This window comes from Cryobacterium fucosi, from assembly GCF_004403515.1.
Lineage (GTDB): Bacteria > Actinomycetota > Actinomycetes > Actinomycetales > Microbacteriaceae > Cryobacterium > Cryobacterium fucosi.
In genome coordinates, this window is record NZ_SOHH01000058.1 from 1 (window position 1) to 17,780 (window position 17,780).

The 17,780-nt window shown below is 69.2% G+C and carries 18 protein-coding genes; 15 read left to right on the forward strand and 3 right to left on the reverse strand.

The window, feature by feature from the left end; all coding sequences use genetic code 11:
* From E3T48_RS06950 to E3T48_RS06965, 4 genes are all read left to right on the forward strand, one after another.
* Positions 1 to 736, forward strand: a 736-nt coding sequence (locus tag E3T48_RS06950; protein ID WP_134523183.1) for an ATP-binding protein, incomplete at its 5' end; no start/stop codon positions are given.
* Entirely contained in the window at positions 733 to 2,010 is a 1,278-nt protein-coding gene (dprA, locus tag E3T48_RS06955) for a DNA-processing protein DprA (RefSeq protein ID WP_134523184.1), read from the forward strand. The genes E3T48_RS06950 and dprA, both read left to right, overlap by 4 nt.
* Positions 2,011 to 2,170: 160 nt before the next feature.
* Positions 2,171 to 3,121, forward strand: coding sequence for a phosphodiesterase (locus tag E3T48_RS06960; protein ID WP_134523186.1), 951 nt, complete (start codon positions 2,171 to 2,173; stop codon positions 3,119 to 3,121).
* The gene (locus tag E3T48_RS06965; protein WP_420898356.1) at positions 3,118 to 4,062 is read left to right on the forward strand and encodes a tyrosine recombinase XerC; all 945 of its coding nucleotides are present in this window, start codon (positions 3,118 to 3,120) and stop codon (positions 4,060 to 4,062) included. The genes E3T48_RS06960 and E3T48_RS06965 overlap by 4 nt, the downstream gene beginning before the upstream one ends.
* On the opposite strand, the gene E3T48_RS16695 is transcribed toward E3T48_RS06965, so the two are convergent.
* Positions 4,040 to 4,549 carry a M23 family metallopeptidase gene (locus E3T48_RS16695; protein ID WP_166789663.1) on the reverse strand — a complete coding sequence of 170 codons (510 nt, stop codon included), beginning with the start codon at positions 4,547 to 4,549 and terminating at the stop codon, positions 4,040 to 4,042. The genes E3T48_RS06965 and E3T48_RS16695 overlap by 23 nt on opposite strands.
* A 322-nt stretch (positions 4,550 to 4,871) precedes the next feature.
* Between E3T48_RS16695 and rpsB the strand changes: the two genes are divergently transcribed.
* The 9 genes from rpsB (at position 4,872) to E3T48_RS07015 (ending at position 11,590) form a co-directional block, all read left to right on the forward strand.
* Positions 4,872 to 5,804, forward strand: coding sequence for a 30S ribosomal protein S2 (gene rpsB / locus E3T48_RS06975; protein WP_134523190.1), 933 nt, complete (start codon positions 4,872 to 4,874; stop codon positions 5,802 to 5,804).
* A 10-nt stretch (positions 5,805 to 5,814) separates the two neighbouring features.
* Complete coding sequence (gene tsf / locus E3T48_RS06980; RefSeq protein ID WP_134523191.1) at positions 5,815 to 6,642, forward strand: translation elongation factor Ts; 828 nt, start codon at positions 5,815 to 5,817, stop codon at positions 6,640 to 6,642.
* Between the two features lie 128 nt (positions 6,643 to 6,770).
* On the forward strand, positions 6,771 to 7,490 hold the full coding sequence (pyrH, locus tag E3T48_RS06985; RefSeq protein WP_134523208.1) for a UMP kinase: 720 nt from the start codon (positions 6,771 to 6,773) through the stop codon (positions 7,488 to 7,490).
* A gap of 31 nt (positions 7,491 to 7,521) precedes the next feature.
* The gene (gene frr, locus E3T48_RS06990; protein WP_134507028.1) at positions 7,522 to 8,076 is read left to right on the forward strand and encodes a ribosome recycling factor; all 555 of its coding nucleotides are present in this window, start codon (positions 7,522 to 7,524) and stop codon (positions 8,074 to 8,076) included.
* 15 nt (positions 8,077 to 8,091) lie between these two features.
* Positions 8,092 to 9,105, forward strand: coding sequence for a phosphatidate cytidylyltransferase (locus E3T48_RS06995; RefSeq protein ID WP_338145228.1), 1,014 nt, complete (start codon positions 8,092 to 8,094; stop codon positions 9,103 to 9,105).
* A 46-nt stretch (positions 9,106 to 9,151) separates the two neighbouring features.
* Positions 9,152 to 9,700, forward strand: a complete 549-nt coding sequence (locus tag E3T48_RS07000; RefSeq protein ID WP_134523193.1) for a DivIVA domain-containing protein — start codon at positions 9,152 to 9,154, stop codon at positions 9,698 to 9,700.
* A 54-nt stretch (positions 9,701 to 9,754) separates the two neighbouring features.
* A complete protein-coding gene (locus E3T48_RS07005; protein ID WP_241986700.1) occupies positions 9,755 to 10,426 on the forward strand; it encodes an aggregation-promoting factor C-terminal-like domain-containing protein in 672 nt (223 codons plus the stop codon).
* Between the two features lie 103 nt (positions 10,427 to 10,529).
* On the forward strand, positions 10,530 to 10,832 hold the full coding sequence (locus E3T48_RS07010; protein ID WP_134523195.1) for a hypothetical protein: 303 nt from the start codon (positions 10,530 to 10,532) through the stop codon (positions 10,830 to 10,832).
* 32 nt (positions 10,833 to 10,864) lie between these two features.
* Entirely contained in the window at positions 10,865 to 11,590 is a 726-nt protein-coding gene (locus tag E3T48_RS07015; RefSeq protein ID WP_134523197.1) for an alpha/beta hydrolase, read from the forward strand.
* A 289-nt stretch (positions 11,591 to 11,879) separates the two neighbouring features.
* Here E3T48_RS07015 and E3T48_RS07020 read toward each other — a convergent pair whose 3' ends face one another.
* The gene (locus E3T48_RS07020; protein ID WP_134523199.1) at positions 11,880 to 12,929 is read right to left on the reverse strand and encodes an AI-2E family transporter; all 1,050 of its coding nucleotides are present in this window, start codon (positions 12,927 to 12,929) and stop codon (positions 11,880 to 11,882) included.
* A gap of 23 nt (positions 12,930 to 12,952) precedes the next feature.
* Positions 12,953 to 14,566, reverse strand: a complete 1,614-nt coding sequence (locus tag E3T48_RS07025; protein ID WP_134523201.1) for a DivIVA domain-containing protein — start codon at positions 14,564 to 14,566, stop codon at positions 12,953 to 12,955.
* Between the two features lie 233 nt (positions 14,567 to 14,799).
* On the opposite strand from E3T48_RS07025, the gene E3T48_RS07030 reads away from it, so the two are divergent.
* Positions 14,800 to 16,614: a DUF8094 domain-containing protein gene (locus E3T48_RS07030; RefSeq protein WP_134523202.1), complete on the forward strand. Its 1,815-nt coding sequence runs from the start codon at positions 14,800 to 14,802 to the stop codon at positions 16,612 to 16,614.
* Positions 16,611 to 17,579, forward strand: a complete 969-nt coding sequence (locus E3T48_RS07035) for a tetratricopeptide repeat protein (RefSeq protein WP_134523204.1) — start codon at positions 16,611 to 16,613, stop codon at positions 17,577 to 17,579. Before E3T48_RS07030 ends, E3T48_RS07035 begins: the two co-directional genes overlap by 4 nt.
* Positions 17,580 to 17,780: the final 201 nt, after the last annotated feature.

Below are 17,780 nucleotides of genomic sequence, written 5' to 3' on the forward strand. Positions count from 1 at the left end.
CCGGCCGCCGCTCGAGGCGCCGCACCACACCGCCACCGCCGCGGCCATGGTGGGCGGGGGCAGTGGCCGCATCCGCCCCGGCGCGGCGGCGCGCGCCTCCCACGGCGTATTGTTCCTCGACGAGGCGCCGGAGTTCGGATCCGCCGTGTTGGACGCGCTCCGCCAGCCGCTCGAATCGGGTGTGATCAGCATCCATCGCGCCAACGCCGTGGCCAGGTTCCCGGCGAGGTTCCAGCTCGTGATGGCCGCCAACCCCTGCCCCTGCGGCCAGTACGGAGCCGCCGACCTTGACTGCAGCTGCCCGCCGAGCGCCCGGAGACGTTACCTCTCCCGGCTCTCCGGTCCGCTGCTCGACCGGATCGATATTCAGTTGCAGGTGCGACGGGTCACCGCCGCACAGCTGCGCGTGGCCGCCGACGGTCCGCGCCTGACCAGCGCCACGGCGAGGCAACGCGTGGAGCTGGCCAGGGCCGCGGCGGCCGAGCGGCTCGAGAACACGCCATGGTCGCTCAATTCGCAGGTTCCGGGGCCCTGGCTGCGCGGCGCACACGCCAGGCTCCCCGGCGAGACGACCGCGATCCTGGACCGGGCACTCGAACGCGGGGGGATCACCATGCGCGGCTACGACCGGGTTCTCCGCGTGGCGTGGTCTATCGCCGATCTCGGCGGGGTCGCGCGGCCGGGCCCCGAACAGGTCGGGCAGGCGCTCTACCTGCGGAAGGGAATGTCGTCATGATGCTTTTCGGGCTGGAGGAGGCAACGGTGGCCGAACTCGCTGCCGGGGTTCGCCCGCAGGAAGCCCCACGTGGCGGCATGGCGCCAGGCGACGCGGGCGAGGTATTCGCCCGGGCCGCGTGGACCTGCATCGCCGAGCCGGGAGACGGCACCGCCGGGGCGTTGGTCGACCGGCTCGGGGCCGGGCCGGCCCTCGCCGCCGTGCTCGAGCCGGGCGCGCCCGGCAGGCTCGCCCCGCAGCTCGGGGACACCGGAGAGCCGGACGGCTTCGGGGACGAACTCGAGCATGCCCTGCAACGGTGGCGGCCTCGGCTGTCGTCGGGAGAGGTCATCCGTTGCCTCCAGCAGGCCGCACGGGTGGGCGCACGGCTCGCCCTACCCGGCGACGAGGTGTGGCCCGGCGGGGTCGACGACCTCGGCCGGAACGCGCCGCTCGCCCTGTGGTGGCGAGGCGTGGCCCCCGCCCTGGTCTCGCTCCCCAACTCGATCGCCCTGGTCGGAGCGCGGGCGGCCACCGGGTACGGCGAACACATCGCCATGGAGGCCTCGGCCGGACTGGTCGACCGCGGCTTCACGATCGTGTCCGGCGCGGCCTACGGCATCGACGGAATGGCCCATCGGGCTGCCCTGGCCAGTTCGGGCCTCACCGTGGCCTTCCTTGCCGGGGGAGTCGACCGGTTCTACCCGAGCGGCCACGACGCGCTTCTGGGACGCATCGTGGCCGACGGCGCGGTCGTCTCCGAGCTGCCGTGCGGGGCGGCGCCGACGAAATGGCGGTTCCTGCAACGCAACAGGTTGATCGCCGCGTCCAGTGCGGCCACGATCGTGCTCGAGGCCGGGTGGCGGTCCGGTTCGCTCAACACGGCCGGGCACGCCGCCGCCCTCGGCCGTCCCCTGGGCGCCGTGCCCGGCCCGGTCACCTCGCCGACGTCGGCCGGTTGCCACCGGCTGATCCGCGAATACGACGCCGTGTGCGTGACCTCGGCGGCGGAGATGGCCGAACTCGTCGGCGACCGGGTGGTCCAGGTGCCGCTCGACTTCCCCGGCGACGGAGCAGGAGGCGGAGACCGCGACGGCACGCCGGGCCAGGGGCAGCGCACCAGCGATCAGATCCGGGTGTTCGACGCGCTGAGCGGCCGGTCGCCGCGCACCGTGCACGACGTGGCCCGCCGGGCGGGCCTCTCCGTCGCCGCCGTGCAGGGCGCCCTCGGCGCCCTCGACCTCGAGGGGGCCGCCCGAGAGCGGGAGACCGGCTGGGTGCGCGCGTCCCGCTGACCCGCGGGTTAGGTTGGGGAGCATGACGCAGGCAACGATGCTCAGCTCGGTCCTGTATGACGCCGGGCTGCCGCGCCTGAACCGGACTCTCGCGCCACGCCGAACGGGCGTCGGGGGCGAGCCGTAGTGTGAACGACATCGATGAAAGGCAAGGCAAGGCATGGCAGTCGTTCCGAACCACCAGATCCAGATGGGCCAGCACGCGCCGGCCAGCCACCTGATCGCCCACATCAGCGACACGCACTTCCTCGGCGGGGCACGCGCCCTCTACGGAACCGTCGACACAGACTCGCCGGTGCGCCAGGCGCTGGCCCAGCTCGAACGCTCCGGGCTGCGCCCCGACGCGCTCGTGTTCACCGGCGACATCGCCGACACCGGTGAGACGGATGCCTACCGCCGGGTCCGCGGCCTCGTCGAGGCGTCAGCCGATCGACTCGGGGCCGAAGTCGTCTGGGTGATGGGAAACCACGACAAACGCGCCGCATTCCGTGCCGAACTCCTCGGCAAGGCCGGGTCAGGGGCCCCGTCCGATGCGCCGGTCGACGCGGTGTTCGACCTCGCGGGAGTGCGCCTGATTGCGCTCGACAGCAGCGTCCCCGGTTACCACCACGGCGAACTCGCCCAGTCCCAGCTGGATTGGCTGGCCGACGTGCTCAGCGACCCGGCACCCCACGGCACGGTGCTGGCCCTGCATCACCCGCCGATCCCCACCATGATCCCGCTGATGAGCATCCTGGAACTCCGCGGCCAGGCCCGGCTGGCCCAGGTGATCGCCGGCAGCGACATCCGGGCCATCCTCGGCGGTCACCTCCACTACGCCACGACCGGAATCTTCGCGGGAATCCCGGTTTCCGTCGCCGCCGCCACCTGCTACACCCTCGATGCGAGCGCCCCGCAGGGGGAGCTGGTCGGGCAACGCGGCGGGCAGTCGATCAACCTGGTGCACGTCTACGACGACCAAATCGTGCACTCGACCGTTCCGCTCGGCGAATTCGACGTCGCGACGAGGTTCGACGCGGCGTTCCTGGCCCGGATGCAGTCGCTCAGTCCAGAGGAACGCACCGAGGCGTTCTCCCGCCAGACCGACTCGGCGGCCGGAAGTGTGGCGTGACCGGGCAGAGCGTCGGCCTGGCCGCCGCCGTCGAGGACTTCGCCGTCTACCTGGCCGCGGAGCGCGGCTTCTCGCCGCACACCGTCCGCGCCTACCGGAGCGACCTGGCCGGGCTCCTCGCCTTCGCCGAGGGGCGTGGCGTGGCAGAGTCGTCCGCTCTGACCCTGGATCTGCTCCGGGACTGGCTCTGGGTGGGCAACCAGGCCGGGCTGGCACGGGCCACCATCGCACGCCGGGCCGCCTCGGTGCGCGGCTTCACGGCGTGGCTGGCGCGCGCCGGAGCGAGCCCGGCCGACCCGGCGGTCCGGCTGCGCTCGCCGAAGCCCGGCCGCACGCTGCCCCGGGTGATCAACCGCGCCCAGATGCAGGACCTGCTCGGCCAGCTCGAGCACCGTGCGGCCGGCGGCGAGCCTAACGCCCTCCGCGACCTGGCGATCGTCGAACTGCTCTACGCCTCGGGGCTGCGCGTCTCCGAACTCGTCGGCCTCGACACCGGCGACGTGGACCTGCACCGGCTCACCGTGCGGGTGACTGGAAAGGGATCGAAGGAGCGGGTCGTGCCTTTCGGAGTCCCGGCCCAGTCCGCGATCCTCGCCTACCTCGGCCGTGGGCGCCCGGCACTGGCCTCGGCGGACCTCCCCGCCGGGCGGCCCGCACCCGAGGTCACGGCCTTGTTCCTCGGCACCGTCGGACGGCGGCTGGGGGTGCGGGCCGTGTACCGACTCGTCGCCACCCTCCTCGCCGACGTGCCGGGCAACGGCCCGGCCGGCCCGCACGCGCTGCGCCACACGGCCGCCACCCACTTGCTCGACGGCGGCGCCGACCTCCGGGCGGTCCAGGAGCTGCTCGGCCACGCGAGCCTGGGCACCACCCAGATCTACACCCACGTGTCGGCGGAACGACTCAAGCAGAGCTACCTCACCGCGCACCCCAGAGCGTAGACGGGCCCTCGAGCGGTAGCAGCACGGCCCGGCGGATGCCGCCGAGGTACAGCCGGGGAGAAACGTAACGCCCGTGCAGGCGCGCCCCCAGGTGCACGCACCGGGCCGAGCAGTGACCGCCCGGCGCGACATGGCCGACCAGCTGGCCGAGGGCGACCGTCTCACCAGCCGTCACGACCGCGGTCACCGGCTCCACGCTCGATGCCAGGTCGCCGGTGTGCCGGATCGACAGCACGGGGCGGTCGACGACGACGCCCGCGAACGAGACCACGCCGCCGGACACGGCGAAAACCGGTTCCCCGTCGATCGCGGCCAGATCGAGGCCGCGATGCCCGGCGGAGTAGACGCTGGCAGGCGCCACGAACTCGGCGAGCACCCGGTGCGGCGGTGAGAGCGGCCAGACCCAGGGCTGCGGCGGGGGCACGGCGACGGGGACGAAGGACGCGGCCGCCAACGCGGCGGCGGCGACCAGGCGGGGGAGCTGCATGCCACCACCGTGCCGCATCCGGTGCGCGCCCGGCCCGCAGGGACGGCATCCGTGGAGAGGGCCGCCCCGACCCGGCTGGTGGGGGGAACCCCGCCCGCCCACGGAGCGCACGACGGTGCTCCGGGTGGGTGCTAAACTCGTCCAAGCAGCGCTTCGTGCGCTGACTACGCGTGCCCACTCGGCCTCCGCATCCACTCGGTCCTCGCTTCCCCGGAAGCAGGCGGATGCGTGCCGGGCACCAGGAGTAGTGATCATCCGATCACGACACAAACCGATTGGCGTTGCTCTGCCCTGCAGGCGCGCCGGACAAGGAGTACGGCTCATGGCCGTCGTAACCATTCGCCAGCTGCTCGACAGCGGCGTGCACTTCGGGCACCAGACCCGCCGTTGGAACCCGAAGATGAAGCGATTCATCTTCACCGAGCGGTCCGGCATCTACATCATCGACCTGCAGCAGTCGCTCGGGTTCGTCGACAAGGCCTATGACTTCGTCAAGGAGACCGTCGCCCACGGCGGCACCGTCCTCTTCGTCGGCACCAAGAAGCAGGCGCAGGAATCGATTCAGGAGCAGGCGACCCGTGTCGGCCAGCCCTACGTCAACCAGCGCTGGCTCGGCGGCCTCCTCACCAACTTCCAGACCGTCTCCAAGCGTCTGGCCCGCATGAAAGAGCTCGAAGAGCTCGACTTCGAGGACACCGCCAAGAGCGGCTTCACGAAGAAGGAAATGCTCATCAAGAAGCGCGAGCTCGTCAAGCTTCACAAGAGCCTCGGCGGTATCCGAAACCTCACGAAGACGCCGTCGGCGCTGTGGGTCGTCGACACCAACAAGGAGCACCTCGCCATCGACGAGGCGCGCAAGCTCGGCATCCCCGTCATCGCGATCCTCGACACCAACTGCGACCCGGACGACGTCCAGTACCCGATCCCGGGCAACGACGACGCCATCCGTTCCGTCGGCCTGCTGACCCGCATCATCGCGGACGCAGCGGCCGAGGGCCTCATCCAGCGCCACGCCAAGCCGGAGGCCGAAGTCGAGCCCCTCGCCGCCTGGGAAGCCGAACTGCTGCAGACCGGCGAAGCCGCTGCAACCGACGCAACCCCCGAGCAGTCCTCCGCCGAGACCGCTGAGGTCGCCGACGTCGCCGTCGCCGCCGAGCAGCTCGCGGCCGAGGCCGTCGCCGAAGAGGTCCCCGTTGTGGAAGAAGAAGCCGCAGCCGTCGCTGCCGCCGACGCTCCCACCGAAGAAGCCAAGTAAGGAATCGAGTATGGCAAGCATCAGCCTCGCAGACGTCAAGGCACTGCGCGAGCGTCTCGGAACCGGCATGGTCGACACCAAGAACGCCCTCGTTGAAGCCGAAGGCGACATGGAGAAGGCCGTCGAACTCCTCCGGATGAAGGGTGCGAAGGGCAACGCCAAGCGCGCCGACCGTTCCACCTCCGAGGGCCTCGTCGCCGCCAAGGAAATCGGCGACACCGCCACCCTGATCGAACTCGCCTGCGAGACCGACTTCGTCGCCAAGGGCGACAAGTTCGTCGCACTGGCGGACAAGGTCCTGGACGCGGTCGCCGCAGCCGGCGCCACCACGGTCGAGGAAGGCCTGGCCGCCCCGGCCGGCAGCCAGACCGTCGGCGAACTGATCGACGGCGAAGCCGCGATCATCGGTGAGAAGTTCGAACTGCGCCGCGTCGCATCCGTCACGGCTCCGAAGTTCGCGATCTACCTGCACAAGACCAGCAAGGACCTGCCCCCGCAGGTCGGCGTTGTTCTCGGCTACTCCGGTGACGACGCTGAGACCGCGCGCAGCGTGGCCCAGCACATCTCGTTCGCCAACCCGGAGTACCTGGCCAAGGAAGACGTTCCCGCGGACGCCGTCGAGGCCGAGCGCCGGATCGTCACCGAGATCTCGAAGAACGAGGGCAAGCCCGAAGCGGCGCTGCCGAAGATCGTCGAGGGTCGCATCCACGCGTTCTTCAAGCAGGTTGCCCTGCTCGAGCAGGACTACGCCAAGGACAACAAGGTGTCCGTCAGCAAGGTCCTGGCCGATGCCGGACTGACCGTGTCGGGCTTCGCCCGATTCAAGGTCGGCGCGTAACAGGATTCACAATGAGGGAGACCGGGTTGCAGTCGCAATCCGGTCTCTTTCTCTGTGTGGGCACCGAGTAGCGCACACAGTAGTTTTAGATCACGCACAACGGAAGGACGCTCACGGGCATGTCAGACATGGAAACGAAGCCGAGCAAGAAGCGCAGGGTCCTCCTCAAACTGTCGGGTGAAGCGTTCGGCGCCGGCAGCCTTGGCGTCAACCCCGACGTGATCAGCGCCCTCGCCCGCGAGATCGCCGAAGCAGCCAAGACGGTGGAAATCGCCATCGTCGTCGGCGGCGGCAACTTCTTCCGCGGCGCGGAACTCTCCCAGCGGGGCATGGACCGTGGTCGGGCCGACTACATGGGCATGCTCGGGACCGTCATGAACGCCCTCGCCCTGCAGGACTTCCTTGAGCAGGCCGGCGCGGAGACCCGGGTCCAGTCCGCCATCGCGATGACCCAGGTCGCGGAGCCGTACATCCCGCGCCGCGCCGAGCGCCATCTGGAAAAGGGCCGCGTGGTCATCTTCGGCGCCGGCGCCGGACTGCCGTACTTCTCGACCGACACGGTCGCAGCCCAGCGCGCCCTCGAGATCGGCGCCGACATCGTGCTCGTCGCCAAGAACGGCGTCGACGGGGTCTATTCCGCCGACCCGCGCACGGACCCGGACGCGCGCAAGATCGACCACATCACCTACCAGGACGCCCTCCAGCGCGGCCTCAAGGTCGTCGACTCGACGGCGTTCAGCCTGTGCATGGACAACGGGATGCCGATGCAGGTGTTCGGCATGGCGCCGCACGGCAACGTGACCGCCGCCATTCTCGGCGCCGATCTGGGAACCCTCGTCTCCAACTAGGATTATTGAAGCCACCGAAGAAGGAGTCACCGTGATCACGGATGTTCTGTCCGATGCCACCGCACGCATGCACAAGGCACTCGAAGCCGCCAAAGACGATTTCGCGACCGTGCGAACCGGACGCGCGAACCCGCAAATGTTCGCGAAGATCCTGGTCAACTACTACGGCACTGCGACGCCGCTCGAGCAGCTCGCCTCCCTGCAGAATCAGGAGGCGCGCACGCTCCTGATCGGCCCGTACGACAAGGGCGCCCTGCGCGACATCGAGCAGGCCATCCGCGACACCCCGAACCTGGGAGCCAATCTCGGCAACGACGGCAACGTCATCCGGGCCACGCTGCCGGAGCTCACGGCCGACCGCCGCAAGGAATACGTCAAGATCGTTCGCACCAAGGCCGAAGACGCCAAGGTGTCGGTGCGCAACCTGCGCCGCAAGGCGAAGGACGAGCTGGACGCGCTGAAGAGCGAAGTCGGCGACGACGACGTGGCCAGGGCCGAGAAGGAACTCGAGCAGATCACGAAGACCCACGTGGACGCCATCGACGATGCGCTCAAACGCAAAGAAGCCGAACTCCTCGAAATCTAGGGCGGAGTCAGCGTCATGTCGCACGATCCCAACAAGGAACAGCCGCCCAAGCGCGCGCACGGCGTCAGCCGAGCCGAGTTCCGGGCGCAGGTTCACGCGGCCAGGACCGACATCGAGCGGCAGATGCAATCGACCCGCGCCGACTTCGAACGACAGGTGCAGGCCACCCGGGCGCAGCTGGACGCGACGACCGAGCGGATCGAGGCGCGCACCGGCCGGAACCTGATCCTGGCGATCCTGATCGGTCTCGCCCTCGGCCTGTTCATGCTGTTCAGCCTCATCTTCATCAAAGAGCTGTTCATGGTCTGCGCGGCGGCGTTCGTCGGCCTCACCGCCTTCGAGCTGGCCCAGGCGCTTCGGCACACGGGCCGGACCGTTCCGCGCATCCCTGTCGTGCTCGCAGCGGTGTCGGTCGTCCCGGCGGCCTTCTACCTCGGCGCGGCCGGCCAGTGGCTGGCGATGCTGGGCGGCATCGTGCTGATCGCGCTCTGGCGGGTGGCCCTGCTCATTCTGCCGGCCCACCGGGCACCCGCCCGCGACGTGCTGGGTGACATCGGCTCCGGGGTCTTCATCCAGTCGTACGTGGTGTTCCTCGGCAGTTTCTCCGTGCTGCTGGCCGCGCAGCCCGACGGTCAATGGTGGACGCTCGCCTTCCTCCTGCTTGTCATCTCGGCCGACACGGCCGCCTACGCCACCGGCCTCAGCTTCGGCAAGCACAAGATGGTCCCCACCATCAGCCCCAAGAAGACCTGGGAGGGATTCGCCGGCGCCGGTGCGGTCTGCCTGATCGCCGGGGTCATCCTCGCCGTTTTCATGATGGATCAGCCGTGGTGGTTCGGGCTCATCTTCGGGGTCGTCATCCTGCTCAGCGCGACCTTCGGCGACCTGGCCGAGTCCCTGATCAAGCGCGACCTGGGCATCAAGGACATGAGCTCCTGGCTGCCGGGCCACGGGGGCTTCCTCGACCGGCTTGACTCGATCCTGCCGTCGGCCGCCGCCGCGTACGCGCTGTACCTGATCTTCGCCTGAGGTGCCCTCTTTCGACACTGCGGGCAGGGTGGGGCAGAATGAAGCGGTGACCACCACCTTCCCCCGCACGACCAAGAAGACGCTCGGCTACAGCGCAACCCAGGTCGACGAGTTCCTCGAGGGTGCCCGGCGGGCGTATGACGGTTCGGACGAAAGCGCGACCCTCACGGCGGAGACGATCCGGCACACGGCATTCGCAATGAAGAAGGGCGGCTATTCGCCCGTGCACGTCGACGCGGCCCTTGAACGGCTCGAGGACGCCTTCGCGTCCCGGGACCGGGACCTCGCGAACCGCGGCGGCGGCAAGCAGGCCTGGCTCGAGGACGCCCGCGCGAAAGCCCAGGTGCTCGTCAACCGGCTCAGCCGTCCCACCGGCCACCGTTTCTCCCGCACCAGCCTCCTCAGCGTCGGCTACAGCCGAACCGATGTCGACCGGTTCGCGAACAAGCTCGTCAAGTATTTCGAGGCCGGATTTCCGATCACGGTCGAAGACGTTCGCGGGGCTGTCTTCAAGCCGGAACGCGGCGGCTACCGTGAAGCGCAGGTCGACGCGGTCCTCGACGCCGTCGTTGACGTGATGTTGGCGGTGCGCTGATTCCGGCTCCGTTATCTGGCTGTTATCCCGAATTTCGGCTAGGCTCAACAAATCGTGGGTAGACATCTGAGCATCATCGCGTCCGAGCCGGCCGGCAGGCCAGCCAGACCCCGGATGCGACGACCCCGGTCCCGCGGGCAGGCGTCCCTGTTCACCTTCGCATTCACCGCCGCGGCCGCCTTCGTGCTCGTGAGCGTCGTCGACCCGTACTCCGGGGCCACGGCATCCCCCTACTTCCAGATCGCCGGGGATCGCTTCGGCGGCCAGGCCGTTCAGGAAATCCAGGTTGCCGGGGCGTACGCGAACACCATCACCCGCGACAACTTCACCGTCACCGAGAAGCCGAAGCCCGTTCCCGTTCCGGTTGCCGCCAAGTCCGCGTCCAGCTCCGGCGGCAGCGCCCCGTCGGCGGCCGTACCCGATCCCGGTTCCGCCCAGGCGATCGCCCGCGACAAGGTGAACGCCCGCGGGTGGGGCGACGACCAGTTCAACTGCCTCGTGTCCCTCTGGAACAAGGAGTCCGGCTGGCGCGTCAACGCCGCGAACTCGTCCAGCGGCGCCTACGGCATCCCACAGTCCCTGCCCGGCTCCAAGATGGCGTCTGCAGGCGCCGACTGGGAGACCAACGCCGGAACCCAGATCGAATGGGGCCTCGGCTACATTTCGGGCCGCTACGGCACGCCCTGCGGCGCCTGGGCGCACTCCGTCGACAACGGTTGGTACTGACGCCTCCGGTAGCGACACCGTCGGCCCCGACTCCGGGCCCCGACCGTTTCCGGTGGGCGGCCTGGCGTCCCCTGGCCCGGCGCCACCGACGTAGACTGGCCGAATGCCACGCAGCAACCGACCCAGGGGCCATCGGCCCGGGCCGGACGAGAATGGCGAAGGCGATGGCCTTGACCGGCTGCGGGCCGGCTGGCGCCGCACGGAAGCCCGCCGCGACGGCCTGTGGACCGTCCAACCGGTGGCCGCGGCGCGGGCCGGGAAAAGCTACGTCTGCCCGGGCTGCAACCTCGACATCGAACCCGGCCGCGCCCACCTCGTCGCCTGGCGCGGCGACGGGCTGATGGGCGAGGCCGCCGACCTCGCGGCCCGCCGCCACTGGCACGCGCACTGCTGGAAAATCAAGTGACGCCGCCCGCTGCCGACCGAGAAGGAGCATCCGTGAGTCCGAATGTCGTAGAGATCAGGGGTGGGATCGAGCTCCCGGCCGCGCGCGAGCACATCGAGTTGCACACGCTCGACGGCCTCACCCTGGTCGGCGAACTCGCGACCCCGCTCGATCGCCCGCCGGTCGCGACCCTCGTCACCCTGCACCCCCTGCCGACGCACGGCGGATTCATGGACTCCCATATCCTGCGGAAGGCCGCCGGGCGCCTGCCGGCCCTGGCCGGACTGGCCGTTTTGCGGTTCAACACCCGCGGAACCACGTCGCCCCGGGGCACGAGCGACGGCGCCTTCGGCCAGGGCAACGACGAACGCGCCGATGTCGCCGCCGCCATGGCATTCGTCGCCGAACGTGGCCTGCCGAATCCGTGGCTCGTCGGCTGGTCGTTCGGCACCGAGCTCGCCGTCAAGTACGGCCTCGAACACCCGATCCGCGGCGCCATCCTGCTCTCCCCTCCGCTGCACCGCGCCACGGATGCCGAGCTGGCGGCCTGGGCGGGCAATGAACGACAGCTCGTCGCCATCATCCCCGAACACGACGACTACCTGCGCCCCGACGAGGCAAGGAGGCGGTTCGCCAGCGTGCCGGGTGCCCGGTTCATCGCCGTCGACGGCGGAAAGCACCTGTGGGTGGGGGAGAGCCAGACCCGGCGGATCCTGGACGAGATCGTCGCCGTCGTGAATCCGCCGGCCGCTCCGCTGCCCACAGAGTGGGCAGGCTAGGCCGGCCCGCCCGTCCGGTGGTCGAGCCCGTCCGGTGGTCGAGCCTGTCGAGACCCGGCGACGGGATCTCGGCAGGCTCACCGGGCTCACGGCTGGCTCGATCACCGGGCTCACGGCAGGCTCACCGGGCTCACGGCTGGCTCGATCACCGGGCTCACGGCAGGCTCACCGGGCTCACGGCTGGCTCGATCACCGGGCTCACGGCAGGCTCGGCGACGGGCTCACGGCAGGCTCGATCGCCGGTGGTCGAGCTTGTCGAGACCCGGGCCAGCCTGCTCTGGGCTCGGGCTCAGAGCTCGTTCTGGCGTGGGATGACGACCTGCTTGATGATCATGATCACCGAGGCCGCGACGGGGATCGCAATGAGCGCGCCCAGGATGCCGAGAAGGGACCCGCCGGCGAGGGCGGCAACCACGACCACCGCCCCTGGCACCGACACCGCGCGGTTCATGATGTTGGGGCTCAGCACATACGCCTCGACCTGCATGTAGACGAGGTAGTAGATCGCGGCGACGAGCGCGGTCAACGGAGAGCTGCCGATCCCAGGGACCAGGCAGGTCGCGACGATGATGACCGAGCCGCTGATCGTGCCGACGAGCGGGATGAGCGAGAGCAGGAACGCGATCAGGGCGAGCAGAGCCGGGAACGGGGCCCCGATGATCGACAGGAACGTGAAACTCAGCACACCGTTGCACAGGGCGAGGGCCGCCTGGCCGACGACGAAACGTCCGACGGCGGTCGTGATCTGCTCGCTCAGGTCGGCGAAGCGATCCCGTTTGGAGGCGGGAACCATCTGGTAGGTGGCCTGCTTGATGCTGTGCAGGGACGCCGTGAAGTAGAGCGACAGGATCAGGATGATCAGCCCGCCGAACAGGCCGCTGACCACCGCGAGACCCGACTGGATCAGGGTTGTGGTGATCGTGGTCAGATTGCCGCCGAGATAGTCCGTGATCGACGCGACGATTTCATTCACCTTGAGGCCGGGGAACTGCCGCTGGATGTCCGCGAGGAAGGTCGACGTGTTCACCGATTCGACCAGGTCCGGGATGGCCTTGGAGAGCTTGGCGACCTGGTCGACGATGATCGGCACGATTGCGAAGACGACCCCGGTGAGCACGCCGAGAACGGCGACGAGCACGGTGAGGATCGCGGCCCAGCGCGGGAACTTCTTCTTCTCCAGCCAGGACACGGCCGGGTCGAGGCCCAGGGAGATGAAGAGGGCCGCACCCACGTACGTGATGATCGTCTGCAGGGAGACGACGGAGCTGATGATGAGCAGCCCGAGGCCGACACCGAGGGTGCCGACCAGTCCGACTCGGAACGCGTTCTGGATCTTCACTCTGGGGTCCCCCCTGCTTCGGTCTAGTCGTCGGTGGCTGCGACCCTCTCCGCCTGGGTCAGGAGGCCACGCAGGCTTTCGAAGTAGCCGGCGACCGAGTCGCGCTCAATCCTAATCTGAGAGAGGCGCTCTTCGGCGTCGGTGACGAGGGCGCGTGTGCGCGACTCCGCGTCGGCCACCAGGGCACCGGCCCTGGCCTCCGCTTCGCGCACGATCCGCTCTGCGTTGTCCTCGGCGGCCTTCTTCGCGATCCTCGCGTCGTTCCTGGCGCCGGTGTCGAGCTGGTCGTTCAACGCGCGCAGCTCGGTTGTGCGCTTGTTCGTCTCGGCCAGCTGGCGAGCCGCCTCATCGAGGAACTTCTGTGTCTGCGCGACTGCCTCCTGGTGACGGGCCAGGTGTCCCTGCTCCGCCTCGTCGCGGCGGGCCTTGAGTTCGATGTCGAGGTCGGCCCTGGTCTGGTCGATCTCGCGCCGCAGCCTGGCGGCCTCGTGCTCCCCGCGCTTCCGCGCGGCGGTGAGCTGGTTGTCCAAGTCGATCCGCAGCTGTTCGCTGTCGGCCGTGAAGTCCGCCCGGGACTGCTCGTTGTCGCGCGCCTGGTCGGCGTGGGCCTGCTCGAGCTCAGCAGCCAGATCGGCCCTGGCCTTCTCGATTTCCCGGGCGAGGGACACCCGCTGGTGCTCGAGGTCCCGGGTCAGGTCGGTCTGGGCCTGTTCCCTCTCGATGGCGAGGTCGGCGCGGGCGAGGTCGATCTCGCGTTCGAGGTCGATCCTGGCCTGCTCGATTTCAATCGTCAGCTCGGCACGGGCCAGCTCGGTCTCGTGCGCAAGGTCGATCCTGGCCTGTTCGGTCTCCCTGGCGAGGTCGACCCGGTCCTGCTCGGTTTCCGCAGCGAGGTCGATCCTGGCCTGTTCGGTCTCCCTGGCCAGGTCGGCGCGCTGCTGGTCCAATTCGTGCGCGACCTCGGCGCGGGTGAGTTCGGTCTCGCGGGTGAGGCCGGCAGCGATCTCCCGGGCCTCCGTGGCCTCCCGCTGGGCCACGACCCTGACCTCTGCGGCTTCACGCTCCGCCTCCGAGCGGATGGCCGCCACCTCGCGTTTGACCGTGGCGCGCAACTCCGCCGCCTCGGTGGCGACCGCGCCCCGGATGGCCGCGGCCTCCTGCACGCCGTCGTTGGTGAGGGTCGTATAATCGTCGTGCGCCCGGGCGAGGAGGTCGTCGGCCTCTACAGAGGCATCCTCCAGGATGCGCTCAGCCTTCACCGCGGCATCCGACAGGACCCGCTCGGCGCGGTCGGCGGCCTCCCGGCGGAGGGTGTCGACTTCGGCGGAAGCGGAGGCGCGGAGACGCTCGGCGTCGATGTCGGCCTGGGCGATGACGCGGGTGGACTGCTCCTCGGCCACGCGCAGGGTGTTTTCGAGTTTGGTGCCGAGCCCGGAGAAGGTGGGGCTGCCCACTTCCTCTATTTCGGCGTTCAGGTCGTCGATGTGCGCGGCCAGGCGCTTGTTCTCCTTGGCGGCCTCGGTGGCCTGGCTGTTCGCCTGGATCAGGTCGCGACGCAGGCCCTGCAGCGCCTTGTCGACCTCCTCCTTGTCGTAACCACGGAAAACCTGGGTGAAATCAGCTTCGTCGGTCGGCACGCTATCTCCTCATAATGGGACTCTGACCCGGTATTCGGGTTCTTTCAGGGCAGGGCCGTGATAATTTTAGTCTGTCCGGATGACCGAGGGCGTCCCAAGTTCAGGGCACCTATTAGGTGCCTTTCAGCGGCACCCAGTATCGTGAGACGTCCTGTCTGCTGCTACCCGGGCTCGAATCCGGGTGGTGCGCGCGAAAACGAGCACCCGGCGGCCGGCGACACAGGAGGGTTTACGTGCGTTTTGTTCTTGCCATTGTGGCATTCGTCCTCGCGGCCGTGATGATTGTTCTCGGCATCGCCCAGCGGACGGTCTTTCTCGAACCGGCTTCCACCAGCCTCAGCACCACGGTCACGGATGATGTCAGGTTCGCGGTCATCGAATCCAGCGCCCTCACCGCCCTTCCCGGCAGCCAGACGCTCACCATCACCGGAGCAGACACCGTTTTCGCAGCGTACGGACGGTCGGGTGACATCAAGGCGTGGCTCGCCGACGAACCGTATGCCGACATCCGCCAGGTCAGGAACACGGCCAGGCTGAGCAGCAAACTCACCGAGGTTCCCCCGGCCGACGAGACGTCGACGGATGTCCCTGCCGTCGCCCCCGAGGAGAAGCAGAGTGCCGACCCGGTCGGCTCCGACCTGTGGCTGCAGGAGTTCAACGGCAAGGGCTCGCTCACCACCACGGTCAATGTGCCGGACGGCATCGCGGTCATCGTCGCCTCGGACGGCACGAAGCCCGCGCCGACGGAGATCACCCTGACCTGGCCGATCGACAACTCGACCCCCATGGCGGGTCCCCTGATCGCCGGCGGCGGAGTGCTCGCCATCATCGGGTTGATCCTCTACCTGTGGGCGCTCATCCACCTGCGCCGCTCCCACGGTCCCCGGCGCAACCTGCCGCGCGGCCCCCGGATGCCCAGGCTTCCCCGGGTGCCCCGCCCCAAGTCGATCAAGGCGAGCGAAATCACCGGTCCGCGACGTTCCATCACTCGCAAGCTCATCGCCTCAGTGCCCGTCCTGCTGGTGACCGGCCTGGTGTTGAGCGGCTGCTCGGCTGATTTCTGGCCGAGTTCGCCGGCGACATCCGATGCGGCAACCAGCGCGACCGCCGCAGCCACCGACGTGCCCCAGGCCGTGAAGGACGTGCCGCCGCCCGCCGTGACGGTGCCACAGCTCGAACGGATCGTGCGACGGATCGCCGTTCTCAGCACCGACGCGGACGCCAAGCTCAACGGTGACGCTCTCGCGGCCCGGTTCACCGGCCCCGCGCTGGAGCAGCGGCTGGCCAACTACAAGATCCGGGCGGCCATCGCAGACTTCCCGGCCTTGCCCGCGTTGCCTGCGTCCCCGTTGACGCTGACCTTGCCGCAGCAGTCCTCGACCTGGCCGCGCGTCGTGATGACCGTCATCCAGAACGCGGACGATGCCGCCGTCGCGCCGACGGCCATCGTTCTGAGGCAGGAGACGCCCCGCTCCGCCTATCTGATCGAGTACGCGGTGCAGCTCGAGGCCGCGGCGAAGGTGCCGGATGTCGCACCGGCCACCATCGGCGCGCCGATCATCGCCCCCGACTCGAAACTGCTGCTCCTGCCGCCGGGTGAGGTGGCGGCGGCCTACGCCGACATCCTGCTGCAGGGCGACAAGAGCCCGTCCTTCGCCCTGTTCGAGGTGAAGGGCGACACCTTCCGCACCCAGGTCGGACTCGACAAGAAGAACGAGAAGCGCGCCGCCCTGCCGACAACCGCGTCGATCGACTTTGCGGCCGCCGTCGGCGCGGGTTCCGCGGTCGCCCTCGCGACGAACGACTCCGGAAGCATCGTCGCGGTCAGCATCACCGAGACCGAGACCGTCAAGCCGGTCGATGCGGGCGCGACGGTCAGCCCGGAAGGTGCCAGCAAGGCGCTGTCGGGGGTGTCGGCGACCGCCAAGGGAATCCAGAGCACCTATGGCGACCAGCTTCTCTTCCACGTGCCGGCCGCCGGTTCATCCGAAAAAATCCTCCTCCTTGGTTACGCCCAGGGTCTGATCTCATCCACGGAGCTTCCATGAGTCTTGTGCCACCGTCCGGCGTCAACATGCGCGGAGCCGTCGACCTGTCGTCCCTGGTGAATCGTCCGCCGGCCGCCGTCCCCGGGGCGCCCGCGCCCGGGGCGGCGCCAGCCGCCGTGCCGGTCCCGAGCCTCACTCTGGAAGGCACCGACGCGAACTTCGGCGAGGTGCTCGAGCTGTCCATGACGGTGCCCGTCATCGTCGACCTGTGGGCCGAATGGTGCGGGCCGTGTAAGCAGCTCACCCCCATCCTCGAGAAGCTCGTCGCGGAGTACGAGGGCCGTTTCGTCCTGGCCAAGGTCGACGTCGACACCAACCCGCAGCTGACGCAGGCGTTCCAGGCCCAGTCGATTCCGACCGTCGCCGCCGTCATCGGCGGCCAGCCGGTGCAGCTTTTCAACGGGGCGATCCCCGAGGGCCAGGTGCGTGAGGTTCTCCAGCGGGTGCTGGAGCTTGCGGCCGAGCACGGGGTCACCGGCACCGCCGTCGCCCCGGCGCAGGCGGGGGAGTCCGACGAGGCGGCGGAAGCGCCGGCGCCGGTCGAACCCGAGCTGCCGCCGCTTCACCGTGACGCCTACGAGGCCATCGAACGTGGCGACTATGCCGCCGCGACCGCCCTGTACAAGACCGCGGTCGCCCAGGATCCGCGTGACCAGATGGCCATCGCCGGCCTGGCCCAGGTCGGCCTGCTGGCGCGGCTGCACGGCAAGACCATGGCCGATATCCGTGCGGAGGCCGCCGCGGCGCCCGGTGACCTCGACGCCCAGCTCCTCGTCGCCGATCTCGACCTGTCCGGCGGGCACATCGAGGATGCCTTCGACCGCCTGCTGACGCTCTTTCCGATCCAGGACCCCGCAGGCAGGAACAGGATCCGCGAGCGCATCCTCGACCTGTTCGAGGTCGTCGGCCAGGACGATCCGCGCGTTGCGCCGACCCGGTCCCGCCTCACCGCCCTGCTCTACTAAGCCTCGATCCACCGGTCGGATTGAGGAGTTAGCGGCGCGTTAAACAGAGAATGTCCTTTTGATCAGGAAAAATAGGGCTTACCACGGCAACTATTTACCAAGTCAAGAGGACATCTCGTAGATGCAACTGAACCATAGATCCACGTCCCTGTCAGCGACCTTCGACGATACGAATCTCGTGTCGGCCGCCGGACTCGTCCC